The organism is Frankia sp. Cppng1_Ct_nod (assembly GCF_920656135.1).
In the GTDB taxonomy this organism is placed as follows: domain Bacteria; phylum Actinomycetota; class Actinomycetes; order Frankiales; family Frankiaceae; genus Protofrankia; species Protofrankia meridionalis.
This window is the reverse complement of sequence record NZ_CAKKTK010000084.1, coordinates 1-19,613: the sequence shown is the minus strand read 5'-3', so window position 1 is coordinate 19,613 and position 19,613 is coordinate 1. Positions and strand designations below refer to the sequence as shown.

13 protein-coding genes and 1 pseudogene are annotated in these 19,613 nt (G+C 68.8%); 3 read left to right on the top strand and 11 right to left on the bottom strand.

Annotated features, from left to right (window positions below):
• The 5 genes from sppA to NBW77_RS18845 all read right to left on the bottom strand — a co-directional run.
• On the bottom strand, window positions 1-1,632 hold a 1,632-nt coding region (gene sppA / locus NBW77_RS18865), incomplete at its 3' end, for a signal peptide peptidase SppA (RefSeq protein WP_250280090.1).
• Window positions 1,633-1,688: 56 nt separating this feature from the next.
• On the bottom strand, window positions 1,689-2,852 hold the full coding sequence (gene mazG / locus NBW77_RS18860; protein WP_131745336.1) for a nucleoside triphosphate pyrophosphohydrolase: 1,164 nt from the start codon (window positions 2,850-2,852) through the stop codon (window positions 1,689-1,691).
• 109 nt (window positions 2,853-2,961) lie between these two features.
• Window positions 2,962-3,741 (bottom strand): SurA N-terminal domain-containing protein, encoded by a 780-nt coding sequence (locus NBW77_RS18855; RefSeq protein ID WP_131745335.1) that lies wholly within the window; start codon window positions 3,739-3,741, stop codon window positions 2,962-2,964.
• A 140-nt stretch (window positions 3,742-3,881) separates the two neighbouring features.
• A complete protein-coding gene (gene mfd, locus NBW77_RS18850; RefSeq protein WP_131745334.1) occupies window positions 3,882-7,508 on the bottom strand; it encodes a transcription-repair coupling factor in 3,627 nt (1,208 codons plus the stop codon).
• Window positions 7,509-7,763: 255 nt separating this feature from the next.
• Window positions 7,764-9,032, bottom strand: a complete 1,269-nt coding sequence (locus NBW77_RS18845) for a glycoside hydrolase family 26 protein (RefSeq protein ID WP_250280089.1) — start codon at window positions 9,030-9,032, stop codon at window positions 7,764-7,766.
• A 443-nt stretch (window positions 9,033-9,475) separates the two neighbouring features.
• On the opposite strand from NBW77_RS18845, the gene NBW77_RS18840 reads away from it, so the two are divergent.
• The 3 genes from NBW77_RS18840 to NBW77_RS18830 all read left to right on the top strand — a co-directional run bounded on the left by NBW77_RS18840 (window position 9,476) and on the right by NBW77_RS18830 (window position 13,083).
• On the top strand, window positions 9,476-10,300 hold the full coding sequence (locus NBW77_RS18840) for a glucose-1-phosphate cytidylyltransferase (protein ID WP_131745393.1): 825 nt from the start codon (window positions 9,476-9,478) through the stop codon (window positions 10,298-10,300).
• Between the two features lie 11 nt (window positions 10,301-10,311).
• The gene (locus NBW77_RS18835; protein WP_131745333.1) at window positions 10,312-11,664 is read left to right on the top strand and encodes a DUF4910 domain-containing protein; all 1,353 of its coding nucleotides are present in this window, start codon (window positions 10,312-10,314) and stop codon (window positions 11,662-11,664) included.
• 66 nt (window positions 11,665-11,730) lie between these two features.
• Window positions 11,731-13,083, top strand: coding sequence for a hypothetical protein (locus tag NBW77_RS18830; RefSeq protein WP_131745332.1), 1,353 nt, complete (start codon window positions 11,731-11,733; stop codon window positions 13,081-13,083).
• Here NBW77_RS18830 and NBW77_RS18825 read toward each other — a convergent pair.
• The 6 genes and pseudogenes from NBW77_RS18825 to NBW77_RS18800 form a co-directional block, all read right to left on the bottom strand.
• Window positions 13,056-14,642, bottom strand: coding sequence for a Wzz/FepE/Etk N-terminal domain-containing protein (locus NBW77_RS18825; protein WP_242605563.1), 1,587 nt, complete (start codon window positions 14,640-14,642; stop codon window positions 13,056-13,058). The two genes, NBW77_RS18830 and NBW77_RS18825, sit on opposite strands and share 28 nt — an antisense overlap.
• A 222-nt stretch (window positions 14,643-14,864) precedes the next feature.
• Window positions 14,865-15,779 (bottom strand): hypothetical protein, encoded by a 915-nt coding sequence (locus NBW77_RS18820; protein WP_131745330.1) that lies wholly within the window; start codon window positions 15,777-15,779, stop codon window positions 14,865-14,867.
• Window positions 15,776-17,080 carry an MATE family efflux transporter gene (locus tag NBW77_RS18815; RefSeq protein WP_131745329.1) on the bottom strand — a complete coding sequence of 435 codons (1,305 nt, stop codon included), beginning with the start codon at window positions 17,078-17,080 and terminating at the stop codon, window positions 15,776-15,778. The genes NBW77_RS18820 and NBW77_RS18815 overlap by 4 nt, the downstream gene beginning before the upstream one ends.
• Window positions 17,077-18,372: a class I SAM-dependent methyltransferase gene (locus NBW77_RS18810; protein WP_131745328.1), complete on the bottom strand. Its 1,296-nt coding sequence runs from the start codon at window positions 18,370-18,372 to the stop codon at window positions 17,077-17,079. Before NBW77_RS18810 ends, NBW77_RS18815 begins: the two co-directional genes overlap by 4 nt.
• A gap of 277 nt (window positions 18,373-18,649) precedes the next feature.
• On the bottom strand, window positions 18,650-19,198 hold the full coding sequence (locus tag NBW77_RS18805; protein WP_131745327.1) for a dTDP-4-dehydrorhamnose 3,5-epimerase family protein: 549 nt from the start codon (window positions 19,196-19,198) through the stop codon (window positions 18,650-18,652).
• A gap of 16 nt (window positions 19,199-19,214) precedes the next feature.
• Window positions 19,215-19,613: pseudogene (locus tag NBW77_RS18800) on the bottom strand (NAD-dependent dehydratase); the annotation flags it as partial.

The following is a 19,613-nucleotide window of genomic DNA, read 5'->3' as shown; positions in this document are numbered from 1 at the left end:
CGGCAGGACACGCAGCCGCGGGGCCACCGACGCGGGCAGGCCCGCCTTCTCCCAGGCCAGCTCGCAGGCTCGTTCGAACCCGCCGAGGACGTCCACCAGGCCGCATCCACGGGCGTCCTCGCCCGTCCACACCCGGCCGCGGGCAACCTCGTGCACCGCCTCCGGCGACATCCCCCGGCCCACGCCGACCTTGGCGACGAAGTCGTCGTAGACCCGGTCGAGGAACTCGTCGAGCTTCTTGCGCTCGGACGGGCTGAAGGCGCGCCGCGGCGAGGTCATCAGGGCGTTCTCCCCCTCGGCCACCGCGCCGAAGCGCACGCCCACCTTGTCCAGCAGTTCCCGGACGACCTGCTTGCCGCCGAACACTCCGATCGACCCGGTGAGGGTCCCCGGGTTCGCCACGATCACATCGGCGCCGAGCGCGACGAAGTACCCGCCGGACGCGGCAACCGAGCCCATCGACACCACCACCGGGCGCCCGGTCGCCTGGAACCGTTCGACCTCCCGGCGGATCAGGTCGGAGGCCACGTACGAACCGCCGGGGCTGTCGACCCGGAACACGACCGCGGCGATCTCGTCGTCACGACCCGCGGCCCGGAAGGCGGCGGTGAGCGCGTCCGAGGCCATGACCGGACCGGCCAGCGGGGAGCGCGCGCCGCGGCCGAGCACGACCGGCCCGGTCCCGTGGATGACCGCGATCGCCTTGTGCCGGTCCGCCCGCGCACCCGGCCTTGCCGACAGCGTGGGCACCCGCAGCCTGGACCCCTCCTTGCGCAGCGCGGCACGCCGATAGTGGGAGAGGTACACCAGGGACACTCCGTCCCGCTCATCACCGCTTTCGGGATCACCGCAGTGACCACCGCCGGACGTGTTTTCGCGAGCCTTGGCGCTGGCCGCGGCGTACACCTCGTCGCGGTACCCCAGCCGGTCGACGAGACCGGCCCGGCGTGCCTGTTCGCCGGACAGCGGCGCGTTGTCGATCAGCTCGCGGACGCGCTCGGGGGTCAGGCCGCGTCCGGCGGCGATACCTCCAACGATCATTGACAGGCTGGACGCGACGATCCGTTCGCTCGCCTCCCGGTGCGCCGCGGTGAAGTCACGTTCGACGAAGGTGTTGACGGCGTTCTTGTACTCGTGGCGCTGCCCGACCTGAATCTCGACCCCGAGCCGGTCCAGGGCGTCACGTAGGAACGGGGTCTCCAGGGCCACCCCGGTGAGGCCCAGATCCCCGGACGGCGCCAGCCAGATCTCCTCGAACGCGGACGCCAGGTAGTAGGAGACGGTGCCGCCGCCGAACTCACCGAACGCGTCCGAGTAGGCGAAGGCGGTACCGCCGGCGTCCCGGAAGGCGATGACCGCGTCACGGATCTCCTGAGCGCGGGCAAGCGGCATCCCGCAGGGTGCGATCCGCGCGATCAAAGTGGATGCGCGCCCGTCGCCACGGGCCCGGCGCAGCCCGTCCACGACCGCACGAAGGGACGGCCGCCGCCGCGCCATGGCCGCGGCCACCGGGTCGGCGGGGACGCCTTCGACCGGGTCCACGGTGAGATCGAGCTCGAGGAGAATCGGGGTGGATCGTGCCGCGTACACCCTGCGGACCCCCGCCAGTGCCTGCTGCGCAGTGCCAGCCATGCAGCGAGGCTACGTGCAAACGGTCACCGGCCGCACCGGGCCGGGTAAACTCGGGTTCAGTCCAGCCGGACGTCGGCCTGCGGCCAGTGAAGGCGCCAGGAGCCCGCGTCCGCCTCGCGCGGGTCCAGACCGGCAGCGCGGGTGGACTCCTCGGCGGCGGCGAGGGTGTCCCGGAAACGCCGGGCGGACGCCCGTAGCGCCACCTCCGGGTCGACGCCGGCCCGCACAGCCAGCGCGACCGCGGCGAACAGCAGGTCACCGATCGTCTTCTCCGCCGCCCCGGGCGGGCTGTCCGCCGGCCTCAGCAGCCCCGCGACGACTTCCGCGGGAGACCCCTGACCGGCACCGAGCACAAGATCCGCCGGGACGCCCACCTTCCCCGCACGCTTCTGCAGCTTCGCCGCCAACGCCAGGGCGGGTTGGGAGAGCGGCACGCCTTCGGTGACCGACCGGCGTCCCTTCTCGACATCCTTGATCTTGTCCCAGTTCGTCTCGACCTCGGCGGCGCCGTCCACCGTCACCGACCCGAAAACATGCGGATGCCGACGGACGAGCTTCTCGGTGAGGCCCGCGGCGACGTCGTCGACATCCCAGGCGTCCCCGCCGGTGCCCTCGGCCGCGATCCGCGCGTGGAACAGCACCTGCATGAGGACGTCACCGAGTTCCTCGCGCAGTTCGGCGTGGTCGGCGTCCTCGATCGTCTGATATGCCTCGTACGCCTCCTCCAGCAGATATGGAGCGAGCGAGGAATGGGTCTGCTCCGCGTCCCACGGGCAGCCACCGGGCGAACGCAGCCGGTCCATCACGGCCACCGCGTCCAGAAGTTTCGCGCCGGGCAGGTCACGCGAGCCCTCGACAACCAACACGGAAAGATCCGGACCGGTCACGGCCGCAAGCGCGTCCCCCAGTTCCCCGACGCCGGCCGACTCGACGCCGGCCGGTTGCACCGCACCGGCAGGCTCCTCGAGCCACACAACAGCCCTGGACGGGTCAGCGGACGCGTGACGCCGCAGCGCCTCGACAACAGCGGGCGCGTCCGAACCCACGCCTGCCACCACCTCGACCGGGATGCCCGCCGCGACGAGCGCGCCACGCTGCGGGTGGTCGTCCGAGCCGCAGCAGACCACCGCGGCCGAACGCAGCAGATCCCAGGCGGTCACGTCCAACAGCCCGGGTACAACCCGCGGGCTGGTCACCAGAACAACGATCCGCACGGTCACGCCCGAGGTCCGTCGAAAGTCACCGGGCCGCCGGAAGTCACCGGGCCGTCGAAAGTCACCGGGCCGTCGGAAGTCACTGGGCCGTCGAAAGTCACCGGGCCGTCGGAAGTCACTGGGCCGTCGAGAGTCCCGAGCCGAGCGAGGGCTCCGGGGCCGGAGTCGTGGCGACCGAACCATCCGCGGCAACCACTGAAAGCTGGGACGGGTCCCAACCACCGAATCTCGGGTTGATCGAAACCGTCTCCCGCTGCGAGATCTCGCGGAGTTTCGTCTGCAGGGCCGGGGTGCGCTGCTCCGAGGCCAGCAGCCGGATCAGGTAGGGCCGGGCGTCGGCATAGCTCAGGGGAATCTTCCCGACCTGTCCGACGATCCGGTCGTAGATATCGCGGGCGTCGGCTTCAGACGCTACGGCGTTCGGCGTGAGACGGTCGGTGATTGCCAACTCGAGTGCTCCGGACAGGGCGACCGCCCGCAGGTCCTCCCGCGCCGTGCCGCCCTGCGCCGCGCGCTGCTCGAAAACGGCGACGCTGCCGAACTGGAGCACGCCGTACGCCTGGTAGTAGGCGTCGACGTCCTGACCGGTCACCGTCACCCCCAGTTGGCGGGCCTCCTTCTGGAGGAGGTCGAGGTAGACCAGTGAGCTCAGCGTCCGCCGTTGTAGCTCGCCGCGTTCCACCGGCGCGGCGTTCTGCCCGCTCTGACCGGCTGTGGCGGCTGCCGTCCGGGCCACGGCCACCCCACGGTCGACAATGCCCCGCAGCGTTGACGTCTCGATCGTCTCGTCGCCGACCTGCGCGGCGGCACCCGCATGGGTGGTGCAGGCGGATGCGGCAACGACGACCAGCGCGACGCTGGCGAGAACACGGCGAACGGCAGACCGGGGCTTCACGGCTGTGACGGTATCGGCTCGCCGTCCGCCCTGTACATGGAGTCCCCGCAACGGCAGGTACCTCGGTGTCCAGCCGGTCCGCGCACGACGGGCCAGTGGGACGACGGGCCAGTGGGACGACGGGCCAGTGGGACGACGGGTCAGTGGGACGCGGCGGTGGCTGCCGCCCCGACCGAATCACCGACGACGGCCTCCAGCAGGCCCGCGGCCCAGGCCAGTACCGCACGGTCACGCAACGGCCGGGCGCCGATCCGCGGGGTCTCCGCCGGTGCCGGCACCAGAATGGTGCGCACCGCGGACTTCACCACGGACCCCTTGTACAGGCGTTGGAGGCGCATGGTCTGGCTCTCCCGCAACTCCAGCGGGGCGAACCGGATCTGGCGTCCCTGCACGGTGATCTCGGTGACTCCGTAGCTGCGGGCCAACACCCGCAGCGACGCGACCGCGAGCAGGTTCTCCGCGGGTTGCGGCATCGAGCCGAAACGGTCGAGCAGCTCTGCACGCACCTCGGCGATGTCGTCGTCGGTGGCGGCGCCGGCCAGGCGCCGGTAGGCGTCCAGACGCAGCCGCTCGCTGGGGACGTAGTCGTGCGGCAGGCTCGCGTTCACCGGAAGCTCGACCTTGACCTCGGCCGGTTCCTCGGCCACGGTTCCCTTGAAGTCCGCGACGGCCTCGCCGACCATCCGCACGTACAGGTCGAAACCGACCGACGCGATGTGCCCGGACTGTTCACCACCGAGCAGGTTGCCGGCACCCCGAATTTCCAGGTCCTTCATGGCCACCGCCATTCCGGCACCGAGATCGGAATGTTGAGCGATGGTGGCGAGCCGGTCATGCGCGGTTTCGGTGAGCGGTTTGTCGGGCGGATACAGAAAATAGGCGTAGGCGCGTTCCCGGCCCCGGCCGACGCGTCCACGGAGCTGGTGCAGCTGAGACAGGCCGAACACGTCGGCGCGTTCCACGATGAGCGTGTTGGCATTGGAGATGTCCAGCCCGGACTCGACGATCGTGGTGCACACGAGGATGTCGAACTGCTTTTCCCAGAACGCCACCATTACCTGCTCGAGGGCGTCCTCACCCATCTGGCCGTGGGCGGTGGCGATGCGCGCCTCGGGAATAAGTTCACGCAACCGCGCCGCAGCCCTGTCGATCGACTCGACCCGATTGTGGATGAAGAAGACCTGGCCCTCCCGCAGCAGTTCACGGCGGATCGCGGCGGTGACCTGCCGATTGTCGCTCGGGCCGACGAAGGTCAGCACGGGGTGCCGTTCCTCCGGCGGGGTGTCGATGGTCGACAGCTCCCGGATGCCGGTAATCGACATTTCCAGCGTCCGCGGGATCGGGGTGGCGCTCATCGTGAGCACATCCACCGCGGTCCGCATCTTCTTGAGGTATTCCTTGTGTTCGACGCCGAACCGTTGCTCCTCGTCGACGATGACCAGTCCGAGATCCTTGAAGGCCGACGCGGACGACAACAGCCGGTGTGTTCCGATCACCACGTCGACGGCGCCGCCGGCAAGCCCGTCCAGCACGGCCTTCTGCTCGGACGCGGAATTGAACCGCGACATCGCCTTCACGGTCACGGGGAACGCCGCGTACCGTTCGGAGAACGTCTGCAGATGCTGCTGGACGAGCAGGGTCGTCGGTACCAGGACGGCGACCTGCTTTCCGTCCTGGACCGCTTTGAACGCGGCGCGCACCGCGATCTCGGTCTTGCCGTAGCCGACGTCCCCGCAGATGACCCGGTCCATGGGGACGGGCTTGCGCATGTCGGCCTTGACCTCCTCGATGGCCGAGAGCTGGTCGGGGGTCTCCCGGAACGGGAAGGCGTCCTCCAGCTCGCGCTGCCACGGGGTGTCCGGCCCGTAGGCATACCCCGGCGCGGCCATCCGCGCGCTGTACAGGCGGATCAGCTCGCCGGCGATCTCCTTGACGGCCTTGCGGGCCCGGCCCTTGCGCTTCGCCCAGTCGGCGCCGCCGATCCGGTCGAGGCTCGGCCCTTCACCACCGACATACCGGGTTACCTGCTCGAGCTGGTCGGTCGGGACGTAGAGGCGATCACCCCGGGCGTACTCCAGGACGAGATACTCCCGGGTGGCGCCGGCAACGGTACGGGTGACCATCTCGATGTAACGGCCGACCCCGTGTGCTTCGTGGACGACCAGGTCACCGGGACGCAACGCCAGCGGGTCGATGCCCTTTCTGCGCCGGTGCGGCATCCCGCGCATGTCCCGGGTGGTGACGCCGCGCTGGCCGGCGAGATCGGTCTCGGTCAGGACCGCGATCCCCAGCAGGTCGCTGGTGAAACCCGTCCCGAGCTGGCCGCAGGTGACCGTGACGACACCGCGGGCAAGGTCTGCGTCATCCACAAGGCGGGCGCCCAGGTCCGCATCCCGCAGCAGTTCGACCAGTCGCTGCGCCGGCCCATGACCTTCCGTGACCAGCAGGACCCGCCAGGAATCGGCCAGCCAGCCCTTGATATCCCCGAGAGCCCGCGCGGTGTCCCCGTGGTAGGCAGGGGCCGGACGCAGACCGGAGACCACCGAGTTCTCGTCGAGGTCCTCCTCACCGGCCACGCCGTCCACCCGGCCGCCGTCGGCGGAGTCGGTACCCGCGGCGGTGCCGGCGCTGAACGGACCGACCGTCCACCATGGCAGGCCGATCTCGGCGGCACGCTCCCGGACCTGCGCGATCGAGCGGTAGGCAGCGGCGCCGAGGTCGATCGGGGCACTGCCACCCAACGCGGCCGTGCTCCACGACGCCTCCAGGAACTCCTGGCTGGTGCGGACCAGTTCGGCGGCGCGGGCCCGGACCCGCTCCGGGTCGCAGACCAGTACATGCGTACCGGCCGGCAACTCGTCGAGCATCAGCACCATCTCGTCGGACAGCACCGGGGCGAGGGCCTCCATGCCGTCCACGGGAGTGCCATCCGCGATCTTGTCGAGCATGTCGAGGATCTCGGGATGCTTCTGCGCCAGCTCACGGGCCCGGGTCCGGACCTCCGCGGTGAGCAGCAGTTCCCGGCACGGCGGCGCGAACAGGCGGTGACCGGCGCCGTCAGCGCCCTCGCCAGATCCGTCGGCACCGCCGGGTTCGGTCAACGCCCGCTGGTCCGCGACCGAGAACGGCCGGATGTCCTCGACCTCGTCGCCGAAGAACTCAACCCGCAGCGGGTGTTCCTCAGTGGGTGGGAAGACGTCGAGGATGCCGCCACGGACGGCGATCTCGCCACGCCGCTCCACCAGGTCGACCCGGTGGTAGGCGACACCCACCAGCCTTTCCACGACCTCGCCGAGATCAGCGGTGTCACCGACCCGCAGGCTGACCGGTTCCAGGTCGCCGAGACCGGCGACCTGCGGCTGGAGCACCGCCCGCACCGGTGCGACCACCACCGACAGCGGTGGCTGGCCGGTGCTGTCGGGGTGGGCGAGCCGCCGCAGCACGGCGAGACGCAGGCCAACCGTGTCGGCGCGCGGGGACAGCCGTTCGTGCGGCAGGGTCTCCCAGCTCGGGAACACCGCGACCGTGGCCGGATCGATCAGGCTCGACAGCGCGGCGGCAAGGTCATCCGCCTCCCGTCCAGTCGCGGTGACGGCCAGCACCGTGCGCCCGGCCCGGACCGCGATCGCCGCGGCGGCAAGCGGACGCAGGGCCGTCGGCGCCGACAGGTCGAGCCGGAGCTCACCGACCGAGGCGACCGCGCGGGCCAGCGCCGGATCAGCTCCCGGGCTGGTGGTGAGTGCGTCCAACAGCGGGGCGAGGGTCATAGAAACGTCCCGAGCCTCTCGGAGAACGGCGCAAACTACAGACGGACATGACGTCGCGAACCCGGTCGCTCCCCGTCTACCGGAGGAGTCCCCACAGAACAGCTCTCAGGCGCCGGCACGCGAGGCGTTATGCCCACCTTACCCGCCGGGGGTTCGGCCACCCCGAAGGTGCTGCCCGCAGCACACGCCAGGCCCCCGCCACCGACCCACCTACCCGGACGGCCCACCGGTCAACTCGGCTCGGTTCAACTCGGCTCAACTCGACCAGAGCTGCTGGTACTCGCGTGCGGCCATGGGGTTGACCGACGGATTGATCAGGGCGGACCGGACGTCGCCGGGCCGGTCGTCGTTGGAATAGGCCTCGTAGGCAAGTACGTCCGCATTCGCGATGAACACCTCGCGCATCTTGGCGACGAACACCGGGTTGTCGCCCCCCGCCGCACCGGACGGCCCGGCCCTGGAACCGTCCCGGGCGGCTACGCCCCATTCCGGGACCGAGAACAGCTTGTCGTGCAACCGGGCGAAGGCGATCGCCTGACACAACCCGTCGGTACCGTTGCACTGCGTGTCGAACGATGCCGGATCGGGACTCGGCGGGCCCTGGTCGTAGGCGTCCACGCCGATGACATCGACGTAGGCGTCACCGGGATACAGGTCGAAGGCGCTACCCACAGCGATGGAACCGTGGGCGTCGAAGTTCCAGTCGATGCGGGCCTGGGGAGCCGTCCGGCGGATCGCGGATGCGACGCCACGAAAGCATCTGATCCACGACGGCGGATCGAACGCGGCCCACGGGAACCGCGCGCCGTTGAAGCCCCATCCCAACCGGATGAACGAGCTACCCCGTCCGCGGGCGACGAGCCAGCGACCGAAGTCGCGCCAATGGTCGTCGTACGCACCCGCGGCACAGTCCGTGAGATTGCCCGTTTCCGGCCCGGACTGCGGGAACAGCGGCTGGCTGATCACCCAGGTGCCCGGAAAGCCGGCGAAGTGGCTGCGGTCGGTCCCCATCCACGGATGGGTGATCGTCTGCCAGCTCGAGCGGTCGGTATAGGTGACGATCACATCGTTGGCCCGGCCCCGGAATGCCGCCCACCCGTTCGCCTCGGCGAGCGTCCCGGCCGCCACACCACTCGCGAACCGGCCGGAGTGAATGGCCGGAGCGACCCGCGGGACCGATACCACGGGCACCGCCGAGGATGGCGCGCCCGGCGCCGCCGTCCCGGTCCCCGGCGCCGGGTCGGCCTTTGCCGACCCCGGAGCGACCGGAGCGACCGGAGCGACCGGAGCGACCGGAGCGACCGGAGCGACCGGAGCGACCGGAGCGACCGGGCTGAGGCCCCCGGACACGGTGTTCGTCGCGCGCTTCGAGCCGGCCGGGGTCGACTCCCAGGCGGTCACCGCGAGGACCACCACGAAGATGACCATGATGGCAGGCGGAACACGCCGCTTCGCCCGGCCGGCGCGCAACAGCGGTCGACCTCGACGCGAGACGCCGATCCGGCCGAGACCACGCTGCCGCACCCGTTCACCCCCGCGAACAGTCCCAGGACGGTTAACACAAAATTAATACGACCATCGATTTCTTCGTGAACTGTAACGAAAAGGATGCGGCAGAGTACGCACATCCTGGTTGAAACCGAGAGCACCGGCGCATCCCGGCAATGCTCGGCCCCCGGAAAATCCACCCGAAGACCGCCGTTTCCGCAGGTGGAGACCGGTCCGGGTCGCGGGGGCGGTACCGTACCGTTGCGTGCGTCACACGTGGACGGACACCTGGTGTCCCACCTGATCCCCACCTGGGGTACCAGCCATGACCGGTGCGGGCCGGGCTCCGGGAGAGCTTCGCTCGCGAAACTGGCTTGCCACGGAGCGGAACCGTGGCGCATTCATCCACCCGGGCCACCAAACGGGCCGAATCACGGGAGAAATGGAGTGAAGTGGCGTTCAAAAATTCACCGGCCGCCATGGAGCAGGCTCAGGAGGTCATAGTTCCGTGCCCGCCGGACATCCCGGTCGTCATCCTGTGCGGCGGTATGGGAACCCGGCTGCGCGAAGCAAGCGAGAAACTCCCCAAGCCCCTGGTCGACATCGGCGGCAAGCCGATTCTCTGGCATATCATGAAGACCTACGGCCACTATGGATTCAGGCGTTTCATCCTGTGCCTTGGATACAAGAGCGACTCCATCAAGAGCTATTTTCTCAACTACCGCGAACAGGTGGCGGACTTCACCCTTCACCTTACCGACGATCATCAACCGAATTTCCACAACACAGCCGGTAACGAGGACTGGGAAGTCACCTTCGCCGAGACAGGACTGCTCACCGGTACCGGAGCACGGTTGGCCCGGGTGAGCGACTATCTGTCCGGACCGAGGTTCATGGTCACCTATGGTGACGGTGTCGGTACGATCGATATCGGGTCGGTGCTCGCCGACCACAAGCGGGCCGGCCGGATCGGTACGGTCACCGGCGTCCGGCCATCCAGCCGCTACGGCGAACTCGCGACCGACGGCGACCACGTGAAGCGGTTCGCGGAGAAGCCACCCACATCCGGCTGGGTCAGCGGCGGGTACTTCGTCTTCGAACGGGAGTTCATCGACAAGTACCTCGACGACGATCCCGCGCTGCTCCTCGAACGTCATCCGCTTCAGCAGCTGGCGCGCGACGGCCAGCTCACCCTGCACCCGCATGAGGGGTTCTGGATGGGAATGGACACCTTCCGGGACTGGACGGATCTCAACCAGCTCTGGGACGCGGGCACCGCGCCCTGGCACGTCTGGGCGGACTAGTGCCGGAGACGATGAACAACGGAACACCGGACGCCGGAAAGTGGCTGTACGAGCTCACCGCCGAGCTCACCCCACCGATGCGCAGCATCACCGGTGACGGGGTCCGCCGGACGCTGGCTGCGGTCCGTGACGCACTGGGGCCGGACATCCCCTTCGCCCTGGACGAGGTCGCCACCGGCACACCGGTGCTCGACTGGACGGTGCCGAAGGAGTGGAATGTGCGGGCGGCCTGGTTGGCCGGCCCGGACGGCCGCCGCGTTCTCGACATCGCGGACAATCCGCTGCACCTGCTGGGCTACAGCATGCCGACCCATACCCGGCTGTCCCTGCGCGGCCTTCGACCGCACCTGCACACGATGCCGGACCGGCCCGACTGGGTGCCGTACCGGACCTCCTACTACACCGAGACCTGGGGCTTCTGCCTTTCCGACCGGCAACTCGGCGAGCTGGCCGCCGGGAAGTTCGGCGACGGGGAGTACGAGGTGTACATCGACACCAGCCTCACCGACGGGTCATTGACGTATGCCGAGATCGTCCTGCCCGGCGTGAGTTCACGGGAGTTCCTGGTCAGTACCCACATCTGCCATCCGGGAATGGCGAACGACAACGCCTCGGGCATGGCGACCGCCATACTGCTCGCCCGGACGCTCGCGCAGCGGCGACGACGGTTCACCTACCGGTTCCTGTTCATCCCCGGAACGATCGGCTCCATCACGTGGCTCGCCCGCCATGGCGACACCGTCGGCCGCGTCCGGCACGGCCTTGTGCTGACCGGACTCGGCGACCGCGGACAGCCGACCTACAAACGCAGCCGGCGCGGTGACGCCGACATCGACCGGGCCGCGGTGACAGCACTGATCGAAACCGGTCGGCCACACCACGTCGTGGATTTCTCGCCGTACGGGTATGACGAGCGCCAGTTCTGCTCCCCCGGCTACGACCTGCCGGTCGGCCGGTTCGGCCGCAGCCAGCACGGCGAGTACCCCGAGTACCACACGTCCGCCGACAACCTGGACTTCGTGACGGCGGGAAACCTCGGGGACTCCTTCGGGATCCTGCTACGCATGATCGAGATCTGCGAACAGGACCGGACCTGGACGAACACCTCCCCGTTCGGGGAGCCACAGCTCGGACGGCGCGGTCTGTACCGCTCGATCGGCGCCACCATGGACCGCCGGGCCGTCGAGATGGGACTGCTGTGGGTGCTCAACCTCGCCGACGGCGCACACAGCCTGTTCGACATCGCCGAACGTGCGGATCTGCCGTTCGACACGGTCGCGGGTGCCGCGGACGCCCTCGCCGGCGTCGGGCTACTGACCTGCCCGGATGAGGACGACGAGGGTTCGCGGGACAACCTGCGATGAACCGGCCGCCCGCCGCATGCCGTCGGCGGGTACAGGACCATGCACCTCCACAGCAGGCGGTGACCATTGACGACAGCTCTGACGATGCGCATCCCACGAACCTGGGTGATCTCCGAGCCGGACGACACCGCGACCGTCACCGCGGCCGACCGTCAGGCCCTGCGGGTGCTGACACTTCTGCTTTTCGGCGAGGTGTTCCTCCAACGACTGGCTGTACCGGTGGGCGCCGCACAGGTACCCGTCATGCTGCCGGTGGTCCTGCTCGGCACAGCGGTACTGCTGCTGCACCGCGGCCTTGAGGTCAACGTCGGTCGCACCAGGGCCTACCTGGTCGCCATGGCGGCCTGCACCGGCTCGGCACTGGTCGCGTTCAGCCGGGACCTCCCCGACAACTCACTGACCTCGCTGCTGCTGCTGGTGGTGACCTACGCGCCGTTCTGCTTCGGGCTGCACGCGGCGACGTCCTCGGCCCTGCTTCCACGGATCCTCGACCGGTTCTCGCTCATGACGGTCGCGCTGGCCGGACTCGGCGTGGCGCAGTTCGGCCTTCAGCTCGTCGGATGGCGCTACAGCGACCTCCTCGCCGACGTCGTCCCGCACAACCTGCTCATGCGCAACTTCAACACCTCATATCCGGTGCGGTACGGCTCCGCCCTGTACAAGGCGAACGGCTTCGTCTGCCTGGAGCCGTCCTTCTGCTCACAGTTCCTCGCTGTCGGCCTGGTCGTGTCGATGCTGCGCGACGCCGCATGGTGGCGACTGCTGCTGCTGGTGGTCGCGGTCCTCGTCACGGTGTCGGGTACGGGCGTGGTCCTGCTCGGCGCGGCTCTGTTACTGCTCGCCGTCCACAAGGGACTCCGCTTCGCGGTCACGGCGCTGGCCGGCATCGCCCTGGTGGTCACCGTCGTGAGCTTCACCCCGGCCGCAGGCATCTTCACCGCGCGCGCGACCGAGGCGTCCGCACACGGTTCCAGCGGCAGCCTGCGCTTTGTCGAGCCCTACACACGGACCTTCGACCGCCTCGGCGGCGACCCGACGACCGTCCTCTTCGGCGCCGGCCCTGGCTGGTCCGACCGGGACGCGCAGCGGTTCCGGCACGGCACCGGCAAGCCGTTGAACTACGCCATGCTGCCCAAACTCGTCCTTGAGTACGGGCTGGTCGGCGGCGGGTGCTTCCTGTTCCTCGTCGGGCCGGCCTTTGTCCGCGGCTCCCCGTCATTCGTCCTGTCCGGAGCGATGCTGGTCTTCTACACGGTGTTGTCCAGCAGCCTGCTGAACCCTGTCGTCGTCTACCTGGGACTGCTGCTGCTCACCTGGTACTCCAGGGACGCGAACGGCCTGCACGACCGTGACGACCGCCGGGTGGCGGGTTCACCGCCCCGGCAAGCCCGTCAGTGCCTGCCGGTGGGACGGACGTAGCGGTCCGTGGTCTGCGTTTCGGCGTCCCGGTCGCGTGTGGCGGCCAGGACCGGCCCGGACGTCGGAGCGACAGCACCGCCGGCGCCAGCACCGGTGCCGGGCCCACCCGCTGCGGAGCGGCGGATGGGCGGACGCCCGTCGTACACCACGCCCACAATCCGCTCGCACAGCACCGGCCAGTCCCGCGGGACCTCCGCCAACTCCCTGATCGGGGTTTCACCGGACGCGACAACGATGATGGCGTCCGACTGCATGGCGGACGCCGCCGTCATCGGGAGCTCGCTGAGCGCCGGAGTCAACAGGATCACGAGGTCGACCACGGGAGCCCGGTCTGCGAGGATGGGCGCGAGACCACCGGGCCGGGCCGCCCGGGCCGGCGCGACCCGGTTGTACAGCAGATGTCCACGCCCGGTTCCCGACGAACGCGCGAGACAGGTCGGTTCGTGTGCCCATCGAGGCAGCTCACCGGAGACGGGCCGGGGCAGCTGTTCCACCGCCGCACGGACGTCCGGCTGCGGGGATGCATCCAGGATCAGGACGACCCCCTGATCGTCCGACCAGTTGGCGGCCACGGCCACCACCAGGTCCCTGCCGAGATCGCCCGGGGCGGCCGGGGCGAGGGCCACGACCTTCACGGTTGGCGACAACACCGCGGCCATGGCGGAGACAAGGGTCTCGGTCGGCAGGTCGATGCCCCGTCCACCGGGAACCTTCGCGATCAGCGGAGCATTCAGGGTGTTGGCCGCGGCACGCCCGTCCAGAACTGTCGGCCGGCGCAGATACATGCACCACACCCCGGCCGCGGCCAGGAAGAACCCGACCAGCGCGCCGACGAGCGCGTTGCGGAACAGGTGCGGCCCGACCTGGCCGTCCGAGCGCGGAGCCTCCGCGAGGGTTACCGAACCGGCGCTCAGCGCGGCGTTCACCTGAGCCTCGGGGATTCGCCGGTTCAGGTCGGCGATCTGCGCGTTGAGGTTGCTGATCTGGCTGGCGAGCGCCGGGTCCTCGGTCCGGGGGGATGCGGCGACCTGGGCCTGCAGCCGCTGGAGATTCTGGGCGGTCGTGTCGCGCAGCCTGGTCAGACGCTCGGCGGTTCCGCTGTTGTCCGCCCCGTACTGGGACAGAAGCTGCTGGTAGGCGGCCTCGGTGCTCTGGACCAGCTGCACCGACTTCACCTCGGTACTGTCCCGGCCCAGGATCGTGAAGAAGTAACCCTCGTCGGACGGAGTGACCTTCAACCGCTGAGCCACGTAGCTGCGCGGCACGTCGAGCTGTTTGGCGATCAGATCCAGGGCCGCGGTGGAGTCTGCGAACTGTGCCTGGGTCTGGACGACCCGGGTGGCATCGACCGAGCCGCCACCGAGCGCCGTGTCAGAGGTGCTGAGGAACACCCGGGCGGTGGCCTCGAACTGGGGGGTCTGGCGTTTGGCGAGGATGAGTCCGATTGCCAGGCCGACAATGACCGTGATGACGATCGCCAGCCACCGACGCCCCAGAACCCGCAGCAGCGACACTCCTGGAACACTCCGGTCGGGGGACGGCTGGGCAGCCGGGCTCACCGGAACTCTCCGCTCGACCCATGAGAGGTCATCAGGAAACGAAGGGCTCGGGCATCCTTGCGCGACCCGTGCTGCGGAAACATCGCGCCCCTCCCAGGAAGTCCGCGGCGCAACGGCCGCATAACATATCTCAAGCCGACAGAACCGAATCAGGAGCATAGCCGGTTGCGTACGGTCGCAACCGAGCAGCACCAATCCGGCAATACGGACGCACGGACGGATTCATCCGTCCCACCCGATCCCGGTGGCATCCGCTCCGGTGGCCAGAGCGGTGGCCAGAGCGGCCCAGTCGGTGCCCGGCGCGAGGAGACCCTCCTCCATGTGAGTGACAAGATCCGGATCAGGTGCCACCAGGGTTCGCCGCGCGCTCTCGGGCCGTGCCAGCGCGACGGCGTTGGCAGCGGTGCGCGCACCGACGAGCGCGATCCGCCGGGCCGCCGCCCTCGACAGCCCCGACAGCCCCGGTTGCCGGGCCTGTCCGGCGATCTCCCGCAGGGAGAACGGCCGATAGCCCTGGTAGGCCAGACAGCTGGCGTGGTCCCAGGCACCACCGACGAACGGTGCCGTGCGTAGCAGCCACTCGTCCGCGAGCAGAACCCGGACGCGCGCGCCGAAGGTGCTGGTGGAACTCACCGCCCGGTACCAGCGCACCGTATCCAGGCGCACCGCCTCGGGATCGCCGTCGGCCCGCGCACGCGGGCCGATCAACGGCGAGCGCCGGGTGGCCGCCCGGTCGAAACGCAGCATGCTGTAAAGCGTGAAGTAGTCGGCATGATCCAGCTCGTCCGCGGCCAGGATCAGGTGACGCAGGCTTGCCGCGGTGTACAGATAGTCGTCCTCGGAGAACCACACGAGATCCGCGGGCGACCAGCGTCGGTCCCGGGGCAGTCGGAGAACCCGGCGGTACGACGACCGGTTGCTGCCACAGCGGACGGTGAGGACCTCGCCGGCTTTCTCCATCATCTCGAGGCGGTCCGCGGGCACCTCGCCGTCGTTGACAAAGACGAGTTCGGCCTCGATGTCGAGGTTGTCCACAGCGCGTAACAGCGATGCCAGAGCCAGGGACTTGCTGTAGAAGGCTGGTCGGTCCTTGCGGTTCTCGCTGCCGACGGATCGGTGGACGACGTGCAACTTCACCGCATGACCACCTCGGAACCCACCATTTTCAGATCTTCGGGGACGTGGTTCCTCTCCGCGTCATACGCGGCACGACGCAGCAACAGGAACCACAACGGCACCGTCATCCAGAACGCGACGATGTACCCCGTCACGGTTCCACGGATGCCCGCGAGCTGCAGGCCGATGATCGGGAAGACAAGCAGAGCGGGCGCCAGTGTGGAGTGGGCGCGAAAGGTCCGCCTTGCCTGGCCGAGAGCGTACAACATGCAGGCGGGGCCAACCGTGGCCGCCGCACCCGCCTGCTGGACGATCGTCAGCCCGAGAATGCCACGGGTCTGCGCCCAAGTGTCACCGAGCAGGGCGACACCGACACTGTCGGGGAGGATGAGGAAGAAGGCGCCCCACAGTACCCCGGCGCCGACGATCAGGGATGAAAGCACCGCCGCGGTCCGGATGCGGGCATGGGCGGACATATCCCCGCGGCGGGAGAACTCGGGGATCGCGAAACCGACGACCCCGACCGCGAGGATGGTGGCGGGGCCGAGCAGGGTCTGGACGCCGCGCAGCGCACCGACCGCCGCCTCGGTGCCGAGCATGCCGATGAGCAGCATCGATCCCTGCTGGGCACCTTGGACTGCGACGTACTCGGCACTCATGTAGCCGGCCGCCTCCCGATGCTCCTCGATCCACTCACGGGCCCTTCCCGGGGCCGGCCGGAAACCGGACTGGGCGATGCCGAACAGGGCGGCCACGGCCGCCGCCCCACCCCAGGCGATCACGAACGGCGCGGCTGTCCGGACATCACGGTCAAGCAGGAGGAACACGCCACCAAGTTGGATCACGGCCCAGAGCGCGTCGTTCACGGCGGCCTTCGCGGGAAACCCCTCGGCGAAGAACACGTACCGCCACGCGTCCTGCAGCAGCAGACCGGGCATGACCACGCCCATTGCAACCATTGGATCACCCACGGTACCGCCCAGGGCTGTGCCGAGCAGGACCAGGCACCCACCTGCTGTGAGGCCGAGCACCATGGCGGTGCCGGTGGCCGCAGCGCCGGCCGACCGGAAGGCCCGTGGGGCGGCGCCGGAGAACTTCATACCCATCGGCGACGTGGCGGCGGCTCGGGAGAAACCCACGGTCAGGGCGAAGAGCGTGAATGCAATCGCGAACGCGCCGAACTCGTCAGCCGATACAGCCCTGGCCACCATGAACGAGATGACCGCGTTGGTACCGCTGGAGACAACCTGGTCGACAAGGGTCCAGCTGGCCTTGGACCTGCTGGACGCGGCACCGGCCCGCCGCTCGCCACGGCCGGTCACGCCATCAGCGGGCCTGCGCACACGACCGGTCGGGGAACCGGCACGATGAACTTGCCGCCGCGCCGGGCGAACGTGGACTGCTGGGCCATGATCTCCTCTCTGACGTTCCAGGCGAGAAGAAGCAGGTAGTCCGGCTGGCGTTGCGCCAGGACAGCGGGGTCGAGGATGGGCGTGCGCGCACCCGGGATGTACTTGCCCTGCTTGTGTACGTTGCGGTCGACCACGTACTGCACGAGGTCGGTGGTGATGCCGCTGGAGTTCAACAGCGTCGCGCCCTTCGCCGCGGCACCGTAGGCAGCCACCGTCCGCCCGTGCTCCCGCAGCTCACGCAGCAGGGTCACCAGTTCGGCCTGCAGCTCACGCACGTCGTCACCGAAACTCGCGTAGCGGTCGAAGGTGTCAAGACCCGCGGCTCGCTCACGGTCAAGCCGCTCCCGGACCTGCGGCGAGTCGACCGCGGCGTGCTGCAGGTTCCAGCGCAGGGTGCCACCCTGAAGCTCGGGAAACTCCTCGACCCCGGCGAGGTGCAGGCCATGGCGACGCATCAGGGCGTCCACAGCAATGGTGGAGAAGTAACAGAAGTGCTCGTGGTAGACGGTGTCGAACTCGGTGTGCTCGAGCAGTGCCCCGACCCCCGGATTCTCCACGGTGATGATTCCGTCGTCGGCGACCAGGATCGACATACCCTCGACGAAGCTGTTCAGGTCGGGGACGTGTGCCATCACGTTGTTCGCGATGATGACGTCCGCGCGCAGCCCCTCGGCCACCAGTGATCGGGCAAGGTCGGCGTTGAAGAAGTCCTCGCGGGTCGGCACACCCGCGGCTCGGGCCGCGGCCGCGGGGCCCGGCGACGGTTCGATACCGAGCACCGGAATCCCCCGCTCGACAAACGCCCGCAGCAGGTAGCCGTCGTTGCTCGCGATCTCCACGACAAGGCTGTCGGGACCGAGGTCACGACTGATCATCAGCTCGGTCACATGCTTTTCGGCATGCCGGCAGAGCATGTCGCTGAACGACGAGAAGTACGGATAGTCGGCGTCGAAGATTTCCTCCGCCGGCAGGGCATGGGTGAGCTGGACCAGGGTGCACGACTCGCAGAACCCGACCTCGAGGGGGAAGACGGGCTCGTGCTCGGCGAGGTCGTCCGGACGCAGCAGCCGGTTGGCGATCGGAGTACGCCCGAGGGACAGGAACGGACGCGGCTGCGGCCCACCACAGGAGCGGCAGGACCCGACCGGTGCGGCCGTGACCTCCGCGTGGGTGTGCGACTGGCCGACATACTCGGTTGACATACGGTCCCCTCCCTGATTCTGATCGGCACCTGGCCCTGATCGAAATTCATGGATGCCTGCCGCGTCCCACCGCGGCTACAGGTACCGGACGGATATCCGGCCAGATTGTCGTGACATTCGCGGGATGGACATGATGCCCACGCCAACAACGCGCTGGCTGCCGCGGGTGACAGTTGTCACCACCGGGCGAATAGCAACCCGGGTAAATCCTGGTCAGTGCTTCATGATAGGTGCCTGTTCGCTCCCCCCGCCCGGAAAAGAGGCTGTGAGTAATCAGTCAGCCGGCGGCAACGGGCTGATCGGTGAGCAGCGGCCAGGCCCGGTCCCTGCCGGATACGACGGTGACCGGCAGCGGCCAGCGGATCCCCAACCGTGGGTCGTCGTAACGCACACCCCGGTCGTGCCCGGGCTCGAAGGGCACGTTCATCTGATATGTCGCCTCGCTGGCGTCGAGAAGCGTCTGATAGCCGTGTGCCACACCGGCCGGGATGAAAAGTGCCCTGCGGTTGTCCGCGGTCAGCTCCACCGCGATGTGCCGCAGATACGTTGCGGACCCGGGACGGACGTCCACCACGACGTCGAGGATGGCTCCGCGGGTGCAGCGCACGAGTTTGGTCTCGCGCACGGGCCGGTCGGCCCAGTGCATCCCGCGGATCGTCCCGGCGGTGTGGTTGAAGGCGACACTGCACTGGGCGACCGTCGGCGTGAGACCGGCCGCGGTGAACTCCCGTTCGCAAAATGTCCGGGCGAACAGACCACGGTCGTCGGTGATCGGCTCCACATCCACCACGAACACCCCGGCCGGCCCGACCGGTTTTATGATCATCGGGGTGTCCCGGTCATCAGTATGTCCAGAAAAGATCGGCGTCGAGCTGACCGGTCTCGATCAGATACTGGAGCTGCTTGAGCCGGGTATGTCCCCGGCCGGTGAACGTCTCGCTCGTGAGGCGGATGCGCGAGAAGACGTCGTGGAGCTGTTGCGCCCCCGCTACGGCGTCCCAGTCGCAGGAGAAGCCGGGCAGACAGGAACTGATCTTTTCGAAGTCGACCCGGTAACTACGGTTGTCACCACCGCTGTCACCGAAACTCAGCTGACAGTCCGTGAACACGCTCGCGACAGTGTTCGCGATCTCCTTGATCTGGTAGTTCTGCGCACTGTCGCCGACATTGAACACCTGGTTGTGGACAATGTCACGCGGCGCAGCGAGTACACACCTGATGGCCTTGGCGATGTCAAGGCC

Coding starts and splice junctions, on each gene's coding strand:
- NBW77_RS18805 (WP_131745327.1), bottom strand. CDS start 19,198: ATGATCATAAAACCGGTCGGGCCGGCCGGGGTGTTCGTGGTGGATGTG.
- NBW77_RS18840 (WP_131745393.1), top strand. CDS start 9,476: ATGGAGCAGGCTCAGGAGGTCATAGTTCCGTGCCCGCCGGACATCCCG.
- NBW77_RS18810 (WP_131745328.1), bottom strand. CDS start 18,372: ATGTCAACCGAGTATGTCGGCCAGTCGCACACCCACGCGGAGGTCACG.
- mfd (WP_131745334.1), bottom strand. CDS start 7,508: ATGACCCTCGCCCCGCTGTTGGACGCACTCACCACCAGCCCGGGAGCT.
- NBW77_RS18835 (WP_131745333.1), top strand. CDS start 10,312: ATGAACAACGGAACACCGGACGCCGGAAAGTGGCTGTACGAGCTCACC.